This window comes from Acidovorax sp. JG5, from assembly GCF_017939685.1.
GTDB lineage: Bacteria > Pseudomonadota > Gammaproteobacteria > Burkholderiales > Burkholderiaceae_C > Acidovorax.
Genome location: NZ_JAGKSE010000006.1, coordinates 77,994 through 92,182, shown reverse-complemented (window position 1 = coordinate 92,182; position 14,189 = coordinate 77,994). Strand labels below are relative to the sequence as shown.

Sequence of the window (14,189 nt, the reverse complement as noted above, 5' to 3'; positions counted from 1 at the left end):
CGCCTTCTGGATCAGTTGGTCTGCGACAACTGATCCAGAATTGCGGGATTTTCCAGCGTGCTGGTGTCCTGCGTGATGGCTTCGCCCTTGGCGATGCTGCGCAGCAGGCGGCGCATGATCTTGCCGCTGCGGGTCTTGGGCAGGTTGTCGCCAAAGCGGATGTCCTTGGGCTTGGCAATGGGGCCGATTTCCTTGGCCACCCAGTTGCGCAACTCGTTGGCGATCTGCTTGGCTTCCTCGCCCGTGGGGCGCGAGCGCTTGAGCACCACGAAGGCGCAAATCGCCTCGCCGGTCAGATCGTCGGGGCGGCCCACCACGGCGGCCTCGGCCACCAGGTCGGTCTTGGAGACCAGCGCCGATTCGATTTCCATCGTGCCCATGCGGTGGCCCGAGACGTTGAGCACGTCGTCGATGCGGCCCGTGATGCGGAAATAACCGCGGTCGGCGCTGCGCACGGCGCCATCGCCCGCCAGGTAGTAGCCCTTGAGTTCTTCGGGGAAATAGCTCTTCTTGAAGCGCTCGGGGTCGTTCCAGATGGTGCGGATCATGCTGGGCCAGGGGCGTTTGATGACCAAAATACCGCCCGCGCCATTGGCCACGTCGTTGCCCGTTTCGTCCACGATGGCAGCGATGATGCCGGGCAGTGGCAGCGTGCAGCTGCCGGGCACCAGCGGCGTGGCGCCGGGCAGCGGCGTGATGACGTGGCCGCCGGTTTCGGTTTGCCAGAAGGTGTCCACGATGGGGCAACGCTCGCCACCCACATGTTTGTAGTACCACATCCAGGCTTCTGGGTTGATGGGCTCGCCCACGCTGCCCAGGATGCGCAGGCTCGACAGATCGGAGCGCGCGGGGTGCACCGCCGCATCGCCCTCGGCCGCCTTGATGAGCGAGCGGATGGCCGTGGGGGCGGTGTAGAAAATGGAGCACTTGTGGCGCTCGATCATCTGCCAGAAGCGCCCGGCGTTCGGGAACGTGGGAATGCCTTCAAAGATGATCTGCGTGGCGCCTGCGGCCAGCGGGCCATAGGTCACATACGTGTGGCCCGTGATCCAGCCGATGTCGGCCGTGCACCAGAAGATGTCGTCGGCGCGCAGGTCGAACGTCCAGTCCATGGTGAGCTTGGCCCACAGCAGGTAGCCGCCCGTGCTGTGCTGTACACCCTTGGGTTTGCCGGTGGAGCCCGAGGTGTAGAGGATGAACAGCGGGTGCTCGGCGCCCACGGCCACGGGCGGGCAGTCGGTGCTCTGTCCGGCCAGCGCCTGGGCGAAGGTCTTGTCGCGCCCCGGGACCATGTTGCACGCCGTGGGAGTGCGCTCGTACACAAACACGTTGCGCAGGGTGTCGCAGCCGCCCGTGGCCAGTGCTTCGTCGATGATGGCCTTGAGCGGCAACTCCTTGCCGCCGCGCATCTGGTAGTTGGCCGTGATGATGGCCACGGCACCCGCGTCGATGACGCGCTCGTGCACCGCCTTGGCGCTGAAGCCGCCAAACACCACGCTGTGCGTGGCGCCAATGCGCGCACAGGCCTGCATGGCGATGACGCCCTCGATCGTCATGGGCATGTAGATCAGCACGCGGTCGCCCTTTTCCACCCCGTGGGCCTTGAGGGCGTTGGCAAACTGGCTCACGCGGGCCAGCAGTTCCTTGTAGGTGATGCGGGTCACCGCGCCATCGTCGGCCTCGAAAATGATGGCCGTCTTGTTTTCGGTGGGGGTGCCGATGTGGCGGTCCAGGCAATTGGCCGATGCGTTGAGTTCACCGTCGGCAAACCACTGGAAGAACGGCGCATTCGATTCATCCAGCGTGCGGGTGAAGGGCTTGGTCCACTGCAGGTTCTCGCGCGCCAGGCGGGCCCAGAAGCCTTCGAAATCCTTGTCGGCCTCGGCACACAGCGCCTCGTAACCGGCCATGCCCGAGATGCGGGCGGCTTTGACCACGGCATCCGAGGGCGGGAATACGCGGTTTTCAACCAGCACGGACTCGATAGAGGAATGGGGCGAACTCATGGTGTTGTCTCCTGGGTCTGATGGAACTGGGCGGTACTGTCTGCCACCCCACTTACAAGCCACTGACGGGCGTTCAGCTGACAGCATGTTCATACGCGCACCCTAAAATCCGGCGTCTTTCCATTTCCTGCACAGTTCTTCATGTCCACCCCAACGCCCAAAGCCCCGTCTCCCCTGCGCCCCCTGCCCGCGCTGATCTTTGCCAGCCGCTGGCTGCAGTTGCCGCTTTACCTCGGGTTGATTGCGGCGCAGGCCGTGTATGTGTGGCATTTTCTGCTGGAGCTGTCGCACCTGGTCGAGGCCGTGTTTGGCAACCAGGCAGCGCTGCAGGCCCTGGTGACCAGCATCGGCTACAAGCCCGAGGTGCAGATCACCTCGCTGAACGAAACCGTGATCATGCTGGTCGTGCTGGCGCTGATCGACGTGGTGATGATTTCCAACCTGCTCATCATGGTGATCGTGGGCGGTTATGAAACCTTTGTGAGCCGGCTGGGCCTGGACGACCACCCCGACCAGCCCGAATGGCTGGGGCATGTGAATGCCTCGGTGCTGAAGGTGAAACTGGGCCTGTCGATCATCGGCATCAGCTCCATCCACCTGCTCAAGACCTTCATCAACGCCGCCAATTACGACGTGAAGGTGCTGATGTGGCAGACCATCATCCATGTGGTCTTTCTGGGCAGCGCACTGGCCATTGCCTACACCGACAAGTTGCTCAGCAGCGGCCACGACAAGCATTGAGCCTTGATTTTTAGCGAAATTGGCTGCTAGCGCTTATAGATAAAGCGCTAGCAGCTATTTTTTTGATAGCAACCGTATTTTGGGGCAAAAGCACCACCTGCCCTGCGGCGGCATCGGGTGGCGGCGCATCGATGCCACATGCCACGCCCGTACGCCCGCTCGCCGTACGCTCGCGCCTATACGCCATTTCGAATAACCAGTGTTTTGACTCAAAAACACTTAATTCATATACTTCGAGGCTGATTCACAACCTGCAACGCAGGTAATTCTGCCCACCCGGGATGAAATGTCTCACTGGCGTGGCCCTTGCGGTCGCTCCAGCCCGCCGAAGTTTCGGCCCTGATGCCCCGCCACCGCGCCTGCGCCCGATGGCAGCCGTGGTCCAAGCGCCCTCCCCCGAGGTCTGCTGGAACACACCCCAGGCCCTTGCGCACCACCTTGCGTGCCATCGGGCCAACCTGGCATTGCCAGCGTTCTTCTGTCTCGTGCCGACCTGTGCTGATCGCAGCCGGGGGCGGTCGCCGCATCAGGGTTTCGCTTGGGCTCGAACCTGTCCGCCAGTGGCGTACAGGGCTGTGTTCCACCCGTTCAACGAGGAGATCCACCAGCGTGGCCAAAAAAATCACCATCGACCATGTGTTCAAAGTCTTCGGCGATGCACCGCACAAGGCCCTGGAACTTGTCCGCCAGGGCTGCAGCAAGCAGGAAATTTTGGAGCGCACCGGCCACTCGATCGGCGTGTTCGACGCCACTTTCACCATCGAATCGGGTGAAATTTTCGTGGTCATGGGCCTGTCGGGATCGGGCAAATCCACGCTGGTGCGCCTGCTCAACCTGTTGATCGAGCCCACCGCCGGCCGCATTCTGGTGGACGGCACCGACATCAGCGGCCTGACAAGCCGGCAATTACGCGCACTGCGGCGCAAGGACATCAGCATGGTGTTCCAGTCCTTCGCACTGATGCCGCACATGAACGTGCTCGACAACACCGCCCTGGGGCTGGAGCTGGCGGGCGTGGGCCGGGCCGAGCGCCAGGCACAGGCCGCGCAGGCGCTGGAACAGGTAGGCCTGGCCAGCTGGGGCGCCAGCTATCCCGACGAGCTCTCGGGCGGCATGCAGCAGCGCGTGGGCCTGGCGCGCGCGCTGGCGTCCGATCCGTCCATCCTGCTCATGGACGAGGCGTTCTCGGCGCTCGACCCCATCATCCGCACCGAAATGCAAAGCGAGCTGCTGCGCCTGCAGCAGGTCAGGCGGCGCACCATCGTCTTCATCTCGCACGACCTGGACGAGGCCATGCGCATTGGCGACCGCATCGCCATCATGAAAGACGGCCAGGTGGTGCAGGTGGGCACGCCCGACGACATCCTGCGCAACCCGGCCAACGACTATGTGCGCAGCTTTGTGCGCGGCGTGGATGCAGCGGCCGTGTTCAAGGCCGGCGACATTGCGCGCGAGCGCTTCACGGTGGTGTCCGAGCACAGTGACCGCGGCTCGCGCGCCGCGCTCAAGCAGCTGGAAGACCAGGACCGCGACTTTGCCTATGTGGTCAGCCCGACGCAGCGCTACCTGGGCACCGTGTCGGCCGATTCGCTGCGCACCGCGCTCGACGGCCATGTGGGGCCGCTGGGCCTGCAACACGCCTTCTTGCCCGGCGTGGAGGCGATTGACGCCGACGTGCCCGTGGCCGGCCTGTTTGGCCAGGTCGCGCAGGCGCCCTGCGCCCTGCCGGTGGTGGGGTCGCAAGGCCAGTTTCAGGGCGCCATCAGCAAAACCACCTTGCTGAAATTTCTGGACCGCGACACACCGCCGGTTCCGCCCTCCCCACCGCCCGTGGAAACCACGGCCCATGAAAGGAGCTTCGCATGAACGATGCACTGCCCACCTACGAGCCCACCGTGCTGCCACCGCCAGCCGACACCGATCCATGGGCGACTGCCAGCGAATCCGGCCCGGCCGTGACACCCTGGGATTTGCCTGCGGCGGCGCCCGATGCAGCCAGCACCGCAGCCCCCGCCGATGTCGTGGACCCCTGGGGCGCCGCCACCGCTAGCAGTGGTGCCAGCGACAGCGCCGACAGCTGGCTGGATGCCCCGGCACAGGCCGCAGCCACCGACCTGGCCAGCACCGATGCCACGCCCACCGGCTGGCAAATCCAGCAGTTGTGGGATGGCTCTTTGCCCATCGAGTCATGGATCAACGAGGGCCTGGGCTGGCTGGTGCAGAACTTTCGCCCCTTCTTTCAGACCGTGCGCGCGCCGATTGACGGCACGCTGACCTGGGTGGAAAGCCTGCTCACCAGCATGCCCGCACTGGCCATGGTGGCGCTGCTGGGCCTGCTGGCGTGGCAGTTTGCGGGCCGCGCCGTCGCCGTGGGCGCCGTGGCCGCGCTGCTGGTGGTGGCCATGCTGGGCATCTGGTCCGAGGCCATGGTCACGCTTTCGCTGGTGCTGACGTCGCTGGCGTTCTGCATCGTGATCGGTCTGCCGCTGGGCATTGTGCTGGCGGCCAGCGACCGCGCCCAGCGCTGGACGCGCCCGTTTCTCGATGCCATGCAGACCACGCCGGCCTTCGTTTACCTCGTGCCGGTGGTGATGCTGTTCGGCATTGGCAACGTGCCGGGCGTCATCGTGACCATCGTGTTCGCGCTGCCGCCGCTGGTGCGGCTGACCAACCTGGGGCTGCGCCAGGTGCGCCCCGACCTGATCGAAGCCGCGCGGGCCTATGGCGCATCGCCCTGGCAATTGCTGGTCAAGGTGCAGCTGCCGCTGGCAATGCCTTCCATCATGGCGGGCGTCAACCAGGCGCTGATGCTGTCGCTGTCGATGGTGGTGATCGCCTCGATGATCGCCGTGGGCGGGCTGGGCCAGATGGTGCTGCGCGGCATTGGCCGCCTGGACATGGGCCTGGCCACCGTGGGCGGACTGGGCATTGTGCTGCTGGCCGTCACGCTGGACCGCATCACCCAGGCCATGGGCCGGCCGCGCCGGGGCGTGCGCCATTGGTGGCAAACCGGCCCGGTGGGCCTGGCCTGGCGCCTGCTGCGCCGCGGCACCACCGCGCCCGCAGCCTCGGCGGCAACCGAAGCCCCAGCCCCGTTGGCGCCAGCCCGCCGCTAATCGGCTGTCCGGCTGCCGGGCCTGGCCCGCAAAGCCCATTCATTGATTTTTCTGCCCCCGCACACAAGGAGACCACCACCATGCCACTCCACCCGCATTTCGCCCACGCCGCCAAGGCCACCCTCGCCACCAGCCTGCTGGCCGTCGGCCTGGCCGGCGCCGCCCATGCGCAAAACCTGCCCGGCAAGGGCGTGAGCGTGCAGCCCCTCAAGAGCTCGCTCGCCGAAGAAGCCTTCCAGACCCTGCTGGTTGCGCGCGCCCTGGAAAAACTGGGCTATGACGTCAAGCCCATGAAAGACCTGGAGCCCGCCACCGAGCACCTGGCCATTGCCAACGGCGACGCCACCTTCATGGCCACGCACTGGAACCTGCTGCACGCCGATTTCTACAAGAACAGCGGTGGCGACGCCAAGCTCTACCGCAAGGGCGTGTACTCCGGCAACGCCGCCCAGGGCTACCTGATCGACAAGAAGACCGCCGAGCGTTACCAGATCACCAACCTGGCCCAGCTCAAAGACCCCCAGCTGGCCAAGCTGTTTGACACCGACGGCGACGGCAAGGCCGACTTGACCGGCTGCAACCCCGGCTGGGGCTGCGAGCTGGCCATCGAACGCCACCTCAAGACCTATCAACTGGGCGGCTCCATCACCCACAGGCAAGGCAGCTACGCCGCACTGATTGCTGACACCATCGCCCGTTTCAAACAAGGGCAGCCCGTCCTTTACTACACCTGGACGCCCTATTGGGTCAGCGCCGCGCTGCGCCCTGGCACCGATGTGGTGTGGCTGGAAGTGCCCGACTCCCCCACCGCCGCAGGCCAGGACGACACCCGCCTGCCCAACGGCAAGAACTATGGCTTCCAGGTGAACCACCAGCACATCGTGGCCAACAAGGCCTTTGCCGACAAAAACCCGGCGGCCGCCCGATTGTTTGAGGTGATGCAGCTGCCGGTGGCCGACATCAACGCCCAGAACCTGCGCATGAGCCGGGGCGAAAACAAGGCCAGCGATGTGGCACGCCACACCGATGGCTGGATCAAGGCGCACCAGAAGATTTTTGACGGCTGGATTGCCCAGGCGCTTGCCGCAGCGAAGTAGCACGCCACTTCATAAGTAAAAACAGGCTCTAGCGCAATACCCACAAGCGCTAACAGCTATGTTTTATATAGCACTTCTACACCCTTGCATGGGTGCCGGCGTGCCATGCGATTGCGCACTGGCGGGTGTCGGCTAACGGCCCACCATGTCTTGCGGCACCACCCAGGCATCAAATTGTCCGGCCGTGACATGGCCCGAGGCAATGGCCGCGTCGCGCAGGCTGCTGCCTTCGGTATGCGCCTTCTTGGCAATCTGCGCGGCCTTGTCGTAGCCGATGTGCGGGTTCAGCGCCGTCACCAGCATGAGAGAACGCTCCACCAGCGCGGCCATGCGCGCGCGGTGGGGCTCGATGCCCTGGGCGCAATGGTGGTCAAAACTGGCCATGCCGTCGGCCAGCAGGCGCACGCTTTGCAAAAAGTTGTGGATCACCATGGGGCGAAACACATTCAGCTCGAAGTTGCCGCTAGCCCCGCCGATGTTGATGGCCACATCGTTGCCCATCACCTGCGCGCACAGCATGGTCAGCGCCTCGCACTGCGTGGGGTTGACCTTGCCGGGCATGATGGACGAGCCCGGCTCGTTCTCGGGAATCGTGATTTCGCCCAGCCCGCTGCGCGGCCCGCTGGCCAGCCAGCGCACATCGTTGGCAATCTTCATCAGGCTGGCCGCCAGCGTTTTCAGCGCCCCGTGGCCATGCACCAGCGCATCGCAGCTGGCCAGGGCCTCGAACTTGTTGGGCGCGGTAACCAGGGGCAGGCCCGTCAGGTCGGCCAGCTCGCGCGCCACCGCCGCGGCATAGCCGGCGGGCGCATTGAGCCCCGTTCCCACGGCGGTGCCGCCCAGGGCCAGCTCACACAAATGCGGCAGCGCGGCGCGCACATGCTGCTCGCCATGCTGCAGCTGCGCCACCCAGCCTGATATCTCTTGGCCCAGGGTAAGCGGCGTGGCGTCCTGCAGATGGGTGCGGCCAATCTTGACAATGCCGTCAAACGCCGCCGCCTTGGCCGCCAGCGTGGCGCGCAGCTGCTGCAAGGCGGGCAGCAGCCGGTGCGTCAGCGCATCCACCGCCGCCAGGTGCATGGCCGTGGGGAAAACATCGTTGCTCGACTGGCTCTTGTTCACATCGTCGTTGGGGTGCACCAGGCGCGCCTGCCCGCGCGGGCCACCCAGCAACTCGCTGGCGCGGTTGGCCAGCACCTCGTTCATGTTCATGTTGGTCTGCGTGCCCGAGCCGGTCTGCCACACCACCAGGGGGAACTCCTGCTGGTGGCCGCCCGCGATCACCTCATCGGCCGCCGCCACGATGGCCGTGGTCTTGGCGGTGTCGAGCAGTTCCTGCGCGTTGTTCACATAAGCGCTGGCGCGCTTGACCTGGGCCAGGGCGCGAATCAGCTCGGGCGCCATGCGCTCGCCCGAGATATCAAAATGCTGCAGCGACCGCTGGGTCTGCGCGCCCCACAGGCGCTGGGCGGGCACGTCGATGGGGCCGAAGCTGTCTTTTTCGGTGCGGACTGCGGTCGCGTCAGGTCGGGATGTCGTCACGGTTGTGCCTTGCCGCTCGGTGAGCGAATGGGATGAAGGGATCGGAACACCAGGGCGCAGCATACCCACGGAACGCCAAGCTGTGCCACCCGTCACGCGATGGCCCGCAGCCTTCCATCAACCCCAGACAGCGCCGCGCAAGCCCGCAGGGGGATAATTCGGGGTTCGCGATTTTCCCCACTGACCCCACCTGCCATGACCACGACCTCCATTCGCCAAGCCGACCTGATCGAGTCCATCGCCGCCGCGTTGCAGTACATCAGCTACTACCACCCCACCGACTACATCGCCCATCTGGCCCGCGCCTACGAGCGCGAGCAAAGCCCCGCGGCCAAGGATGCGATTGCGCAAATTTTGACCAACAGCAAGATGAGCGCCACCGGCCAGCGCCCCATCTGCCAGGACACCGGCATCGTCAACGTGTTCCTGAAAGTGGGCATGGACGTGCGCTGGGAAGGCTTCACCGGCAGCCTGGACGACGCCATCAACGAAGGCGTGCGCCGTGGCTACAACCACCCCGACAACACCCTGCGCGCCAGCGTGGTGGCCGACCCGCAATTCGACCGCAAGAACACCAAGGACAACACCCCCGCCGTGATCTTCACCGAGATCGTGCCCGGCAACACCGTGGACATCACCGTGGCGGCCAAGGGCGGCGGCTCCGAGAACAAATCCAAGATGTACATGCTCAACCCCAGCGACAACGTGGTGGACTGGGTGCTGAAAACCGTGCCCACCATGGGCGCTGGCTGGTGCCCGCCCGGCATGCTGGGCATTGGCATCGGTGGCACGGCAGAAAAGGCCGTGCTCATGGCCAAGGAAAGCCTGATGGACGACCTCGACATGTACGAGCTGCAGGCCAAGGCCGAAGCCGCCAAGACCGGTGGCCCCGCGCTCGACAAGGTCGAGGCGCTGCGCCTGGAGCTGTTCGAGAAGGTCAACGCCCTGGGCATCGGCGCCCAAGGCCTGGGCGGCCTGACCACGGTGCTGGATGTCAAGATCAAGATGTACCCCACGCACGCGGCCAGCAAGCCGATTGCCATGATCCCCAACTGCGCCGCCACGCGCCACGCGCACTTCGTGATGGACGGCTCGGGCCCCGTTTACCTCACGCCGCCCAGCCTGGACCTGTGGCCCAACGTCAACTGGACGCCCGACTACAACAAGAGCAAGAAGGTCAACCTCGACACCCTCACCAAGGAAGAAGTGGCCAGCTGGAAGCCCGGCGACACGCTGCTGCTCAACGGCAAGATGCTCACCGGCCGCGATGCCGCGCACAAGCGCATCCAGGACATGCTGGCCAAGGGCGAGAAGCTGCCCGTGGACTTCACCAACCGCGTGATCTATTACGTGGGCCCGGTTGATCCCGTGCGCGACGAGGCGGTAGGCCCCGCCGGCCCGACCACCGCCACGCGCATGGACAAGTTCACCGACATGATGCTCGAGCAGACCGGCCTCATTGCAATGATCGGCAAGGCCGAGCGCGGCCCCGTCGCCATCGAGTCCATCAAGAACCACAAGTCGGCTTACCTGATGGCCGTGGGCGGCGCCGCCTACCTGGTCAGCAAGGCCATCAAGACCGCCAAGATCGTGGGCTTTGAAGACCTGGGCATGGAAGCCATCTACGAATTCGACGTGGTGGACATGCCCGTCACCGTGGCCGTGGATGCAGGGGGCACCAGCGCCCACATCACCGGCCCGGCCGAGTGGCAAAAGCGTATCGCCACGGGCGAATTCAAGGGCATTGAAGTCGCGGCAGCCTGATGCCGCCGGGCATGGCGGGGCCCGCCCTTAGCGCTGGTGCACCATCTGCGTACAGCGGGTGGCCCACCGTCATGTCCCCTTTTTCTTATCCGCCCTGACACCATGAACCGTGCTGCGCAACCCATTGGCGTTTTCGACAGTGGCATCGGGGGCCTGAGCGTGCTGCAGGCGCTGCGGGCCGAATTGCCCCACGAGCGCTTTGTCTATCTGGCCGACAGCGGCAATGCGCCCTATGGCGACGCGCGGGGCGACGCTTTTGTCAGCGCCCGCACACACGCCATCACGCGCTACCTGCGCGAACAGCACCACATCAAGGCGCTGGTGGTGGCCTGCAACACGGCCACGGCCGCCGCCATCCATGAGGTGCGCAGCAGCCAGCCCGACCTGCCGCTGGTGGGGCTGGAGCCCGCCCTCAAACCGGCTGCAGCGTTGAGCAAAACCGGGCGCATCGGTGTCATCGGTACGCGCGGCACGCTGACCAGCGAGAAATTTTCCAGGCTGCTGGCGTTGCTGGCCGGACAGGCTGAATTCATTGTCCAGCCCTGCGATGGCCTGGCACACGCCATTGAGGACAGTACGGCGCGGCCATTGCCTAACGACCCTTTTGCTACCGAAACCAGAGCACTGTGTGAACGCTACATAAGCGCCATGGGCACATTTGGCACCGAAACGGGCCAAATCGACACGTTGGTGCTGGGCTGCACGCACTATGTGTTTGTAGCGGACGAGTTGCGCTCACTCGTTGGCCCGCAGGTGCGGCTGATTGAAACCGGCGAGCCGGTGGCACGGCAAACGCGGCGCCTGCTGCACAAGGATGCGCTGCTCACCCCCGAAGATTCAGCGGCTGAGGCGCCCGCCTCCATCCGCTTGCTCACCACCGGCGCACTCGCACCGTTGCAGGCGGCCGCAGAACGCTGGCTGCAGCTGCCACCCGACTGCTGCGCCACTATCTCCATCCCGTAAATACAGATAAAACCAGGCTGTAGCGCTTGCTGGCAAAGCGCGAGCAGCTATTGAATTGATAGCTAATCCAGCGCCCACAGACGCTCGCCAGCGTGCTCGAGGTGCGTAAGGTAAAGGCGCACGTCAAACTCGAACTGGTGGTATTGCGGCTCCATGTGCTCGCACAGCTTGTAGAAGGCCTTGTCGTGGTCTTTCTCGCGCAAATGGGCCAGTTCGTGCACCACGATCATGCGCAAAAACTCGTCCGGAACCTGTTTGAACATGGCTGCAACGCGAATCTCATGCTTGGCCGCCAGGCGGTTGCCCTGCACGCGCGACACCGAGGTATGCAACCCCAGCGCATGGCGCACGACATGGATCTTGCTGTCAAAAACGACCTTGTTCACCGTGCCTGCGTTGCGCAGATGACGGGCCTTGAGTTCTGCAGCGTAGTCATACAACGCCTTGTCGCTGCGCACCGCGTGCGGCTGGGGATATTTGCGCAACAGCGCAGCGCCCAGCTGCCCCTCGCCCAGCAGTTGCCGGGCTTGGTCTTGCAGCGTTTCGGGGTACGTGCGCAGGTAGGGCAGATCAGTTTTCATGCAATCACCGGCAAAGGCTGCGCCGGGCAGCACGCAGGATGAAACCCGTGGCGCTCCGCAGCCGCTGAAACTGCGTTCTCAGTGCAGGTGGCGCGGCCGGCGCCCGCCGCCGTGGCCACCACCCGAGCCGCCTGGCCCGCCCGATCCGCGGGGAGGCTTGCCAATTTCCAGCGAATTGACCAAGGCGTCGAAACGCTGCGTGAACAGTTTGTCGATCTCGGCCACCACGCCGCCCAGCTCGGCGCCGTCAAAGTGGCGCTCCATCATGTTCACGACATCCTGCACCAGCAAGTCGCGCTGCACCTGCATGATGGCCGCTGGCGTGGGGCCCACGAACAGCATCACGAAGTCGTCGCGCGACTCGGTGCCATCGTCTTCCTCATCCTCGTCGAAATCGGCGTCATAAAACGTCACCTCAATGGCGGCGCCCAGTTCGGCCAGTTCGTTGAGGCTCATGCACATCTCGTCGAGCGATTGGCGAAAATCTTCATCGCCCCGCACCGTCCAGCACATCTGCAGCAGATGCTCTTGCGCGTCGAACTTGATGCCGGGCTCTTCCTCGTAGGCGCTCACCGCACCATCGGCCAGCGAGCGGGCTCCGGCGTATTTCCAAAGGGGTTTGAGCGCCTCCTGGAGCTGGTCAAAACTGGCGTCGGCGCGCAACTGGACCTGTCCGTGGACGTGGATTTCAAAGGGAGCGTTGTAACTTGACATGATTGAATCGTAGTGGTGCCCCGAGCCGGGGTCGGATTGCCGCATGCCTATTGGCTTTGGGGCTGATTCCGGGGGGAAATTTGGGGGCCGTTTTCTTTTGAGCGCTTCTTTTCAGCGCTGCAATGACCCATTTTCGCACTTGAGCAAAAACAGCTCAAAAAACGCCGGGTGCATGGCCCGCTTGCCAGCCTCCCACTCCTGCCAGCCGCGCAGACCGCAGTAGATCAGCGCGGCTGCCTGGGTTTGTGTGAGCCCAGCAGCAGTGCGGGCAGCCTTGATGGCATCGGGTGCTGGTGATGCTGGCGCGGTCATGGGTTGCGCTCCAGCCACTCGCCCGCCTCGCGGGCAAGGCGAATCAGGCGTTGCGCCAGGTCGTGCACGGGCACGCCGCGCGCCAGCTCGTATGTCTGGTATTCGCCAAGCGTCTCGGGTGCGGCGTTGATGTCCGCGTACCCACTGCCGCGCGTCACTACGAACTCAGCGCCACTGATGTGGCGCAAGCGCCCATTGGGCAACCGGGACCATGCCCGGTGCCAGTTCTTGTGTTTGCCGGTCATTCGTCGATTTCGATCTGCTCAGCATCGATACCAGCAGCAGACACCGTGAACTCTTCTGTATGGCCGCTCAGGGTGTCCCAGCTTTTGATTTCGATGGTGGCCGAGTTGCCTTGTGAGAGCTGGAATTCGGCATCGGCAGCCCAAGAAAGAAGCATGTCGCGGTCGAAGTGATCGCCGCCCTTCTTGTGGTTGTTGGCCAGGAATTCCTTGATTTCGTTCAGCCCCTGCGCGTTGACGCTGTAGTTCGTGTATTGCATTTTGATCTCCTCAGAGAGCCCTCTACCGGAGGGCGCCGGGGGCCTGCTTTATTGCCTGCCCATGTGCTGAATTATACACGCATTGCGTGCAATGGCAATGGCTTTTCCAAACTAATTTGTAACAGCGCCGTCAGTCAATCCTCGGCGGCGGCCCATCATCGCGCCTCGGCTCTGCCTCCTGCTGCGCCCGCTCCTGCAATTCCCGTGCCTGCTCCCGCTGTTCCCGCAACTGCCTTTGCTGCTGCTGGCGCTCGGTCTTGTGGCTGCGGGGCTTCACCGGGGCCAGGCCTGCTGCAGCATCAGGGAGTCACTGGCGTGGGCATCAGCTTTGATTGCCAGGTCTGTAAGAGCGCCCGCACAGTGTCCGAATAGCTCTGCTGCGGTATCGGCTGCGACAGCGGCGGCGGGCTGGGCAAGGCTGGGGAGGCTGGCGCGGAAGGCGTAGAGGGTGTCGCGCAGCCCGTCAGCAGTGCGGCGGGCAGCAGCAGCGGCAGCAGCGTTTTGCGCAGCGCGTGTTTCGGCTTGTTGGATGGCGGCATCTTTCGTCCTTTGCATTTTGATCGTGGCGTCCATCGCCTTTTGCGCAGCATCGGCGCTGGCCTGGGCGTGGGCCTGCTGCATGTCGGCAATGCGGGCGTCGTAGCGCAGGGCTTGCACCTGCCAGGCACCCAGCCCGGCCAGGGCGGCACCCAGCGCCATGGCGGCGATGTGGCTGTAGAGGCCGGGGATCATTCCCACCACTTCCACCAGCGCGACAGCATGGCCCAAATCATGGGGTTCATCGGGTGTACCTTTCGTAGATGGACGACATGACGGCCCCGGCAAAGCACCCGAGCACCACCGCCATGGCG

Annotated in this window: 14 protein-coding genes; 6 read left to right on the top strand and 8 right to left on the bottom strand. The window is 64.5% G+C overall.

The features are described 5' to 3' along the window. Positions 1-11: 11 nt before the first annotated feature. Positions 12-2,006: an acetate--CoA ligase gene (gene acs, locus J8G26_RS09155; protein ID WP_210568710.1), complete on the bottom strand. Its 1,995-nt coding sequence runs from the start codon at positions 2,004-2,006 to the stop codon at positions 12-14. A 141-nt stretch (positions 2,007-2,147) separates the two neighbouring features. Here acs and J8G26_RS09150 point away from each other — a divergent pair, with 141 nt between their 5' ends. The 4 genes from J8G26_RS09150 (at position 2,148) to proX (ending at position 6,960) form a co-directional block, all read left to right on the top strand. Further along, a complete protein-coding gene (locus J8G26_RS09150) occupies positions 2,148-2,747 on the top strand; it encodes a TIGR00645 family protein (protein ID WP_087746524.1) in 600 nt (199 codons plus the stop codon). Between the two features lie 609 nt (positions 2,748-3,356). Then, on the top strand, positions 3,357-4,613 hold the full coding sequence (gene proV / locus J8G26_RS09145; RefSeq protein ID WP_210568709.1) for a glycine betaine/L-proline ABC transporter ATP-binding protein ProV: 1,257 nt from the start codon (positions 3,357-3,359) through the stop codon (positions 4,611-4,613). Further along, positions 4,610-5,863: a glycine betaine/L-proline ABC transporter permease ProW gene (gene proW, locus J8G26_RS09140; protein WP_210568708.1), complete on the top strand. Its 1,254-nt coding sequence runs from the start codon at positions 4,610-4,612 to the stop codon at positions 5,861-5,863. Before proV ends, proW begins: the two co-directional genes overlap by 4 nt. 80 nt (positions 5,864-5,943) lie before the next feature. Continuing rightward, positions 5,944-6,960, top strand: coding sequence for a glycine betaine/L-proline ABC transporter substrate-binding protein ProX (gene proX / locus J8G26_RS09135; protein WP_210568707.1), 1,017 nt, complete (start codon positions 5,944-5,946; stop codon positions 6,958-6,960). A gap of 132 nt (positions 6,961-7,092) precedes the next feature. Here proX and fumC read toward each other — a convergent pair whose 3' ends face one another. Beyond that, positions 7,093-8,502: a class II fumarate hydratase gene (gene fumC, locus J8G26_RS09130; protein ID WP_210568706.1), complete on the bottom strand. Its 1,410-nt coding sequence runs from the start codon at positions 8,500-8,502 to the stop codon at positions 7,093-7,095. Positions 8,503-8,697: 195 nt separating this feature from the next. Between fumC and J8G26_RS09125 the strand changes: the two genes are divergently transcribed. Together J8G26_RS09125 and murI are read left to right on the top strand one after the other, a co-directional pair. Next, on the top strand, positions 8,698-10,266 hold the full coding sequence (locus J8G26_RS09125) for a fumarate hydratase (RefSeq protein WP_210568705.1): 1,569 nt from the start codon (positions 8,698-8,700) through the stop codon (positions 10,264-10,266). Positions 10,267-10,368: 102 nt separating this feature from the next. Further along, a complete protein-coding gene (gene murI, locus J8G26_RS09120; protein WP_210568704.1) occupies positions 10,369-11,229 on the top strand; it encodes a glutamate racemase in 861 nt (286 codons plus the stop codon). A gap of 62 nt (positions 11,230-11,291) precedes the next feature. On the opposite strand, the gene J8G26_RS09115 is transcribed toward murI, so the two are convergent. The 6 genes from J8G26_RS09115 to J8G26_RS09090 form a co-directional block, all read right to left on the bottom strand. Next, complete coding sequence (locus J8G26_RS09115; protein ID WP_210568703.1) at positions 11,292-11,810, bottom strand: YgjP-like metallopeptidase domain-containing protein; 519 nt, start codon at positions 11,808-11,810, stop codon at positions 11,292-11,294. A gap of 78 nt (positions 11,811-11,888) precedes the next feature. Next, the gene (locus J8G26_RS09110; RefSeq protein WP_087746536.1) at positions 11,889-12,524 is read right to left on the bottom strand and encodes a DUF6806 family protein; all 636 of its coding nucleotides are present in this window, start codon (positions 12,522-12,524) and stop codon (positions 11,889-11,891) included. A gap of 111 nt (positions 12,525-12,635) precedes the next feature. After that, positions 12,636-12,836, bottom strand: a complete 201-nt coding sequence (locus tag J8G26_RS09105) for a helix-turn-helix domain-containing protein (RefSeq protein WP_210568702.1) — start codon at positions 12,834-12,836, stop codon at positions 12,636-12,638. Further along, positions 12,833-13,081 (bottom strand): hypothetical protein, encoded by a 249-nt coding sequence (locus tag J8G26_RS09100; RefSeq protein ID WP_210568701.1) that lies wholly within the window; start codon positions 13,079-13,081, stop codon positions 12,833-12,835. Before J8G26_RS09100 ends, J8G26_RS09105 begins: the two co-directional genes overlap by 4 nt. Beyond that, positions 13,078-13,338: a hypothetical protein gene (locus J8G26_RS09095; RefSeq protein WP_210568700.1), complete on the bottom strand. Its 261-nt coding sequence runs from the start codon at positions 13,336-13,338 to the stop codon at positions 13,078-13,080. Before J8G26_RS09095 ends, J8G26_RS09100 begins: the two co-directional genes overlap by 4 nt. A 273-nt stretch (positions 13,339-13,611) precedes the next feature. Then, complete coding sequence (locus J8G26_RS09090) at positions 13,612-14,106, bottom strand: hypothetical protein (RefSeq protein ID WP_210568699.1); 495 nt, start codon at positions 14,104-14,106, stop codon at positions 13,612-13,614. Positions 14,107-14,189 lie beyond the last annotated feature (83 nt).

Coding starts and splice junctions, on each gene's coding strand:
- acs (WP_210568710.1), bottom strand. CDS start 2,006: ATGAGTTCGCCCCATTCCTCTATCGAGTCCGTGCTGGTTGAAAACCGC.
- J8G26_RS09150 (WP_087746524.1), top strand. CDS start 2,148: ATGTCCACCCCAACGCCCAAAGCCCCGTCTCCCCTGCGCCCCCTGCCC.
- proW (WP_210568708.1), top strand. CDS start 4,610: ATGAACGATGCACTGCCCACCTACGAGCCCACCGTGCTGCCACCGCCA.
- proX (WP_210568707.1), top strand. CDS start 5,944: ATGCCACTCCACCCGCATTTCGCCCACGCCGCCAAGGCCACCCTCGCC.
- J8G26_RS09125 (WP_210568705.1), top strand. CDS start 8,698: ATGACCACGACCTCCATTCGCCAAGCCGACCTGATCGAGTCCATCGCC.
- murI (WP_210568704.1), top strand. CDS start 10,369: ATGAACCGTGCTGCGCAACCCATTGGCGTTTTCGACAGTGGCATCGGG.
- J8G26_RS09115 (WP_210568703.1), bottom strand. CDS start 11,810: ATGAAAACTGATCTGCCCTACCTGCGCACGTACCCCGAAACGCTGCAA.
- J8G26_RS09110 (WP_087746536.1), bottom strand. CDS start 12,524: ATGTCAAGTTACAACGCTCCCTTTGAAATCCACGTCCACGGACAGGTC.
- J8G26_RS09105 (WP_210568702.1), bottom strand. CDS start 12,836: ATGACCGCGCCAGCATCACCAGCACCCGATGCCATCAAGGCTGCCCGC.
- J8G26_RS09100 (WP_210568701.1), bottom strand. CDS start 13,081: ATGACCGGCAAACACAAGAACTGGCACCGGGCATGGTCCCGGTTGCCC.
- J8G26_RS09095 (WP_210568700.1), bottom strand. CDS start 13,338: ATGCAATACACGAACTACAGCGTCAACGCGCAGGGGCTGAACGAAATC.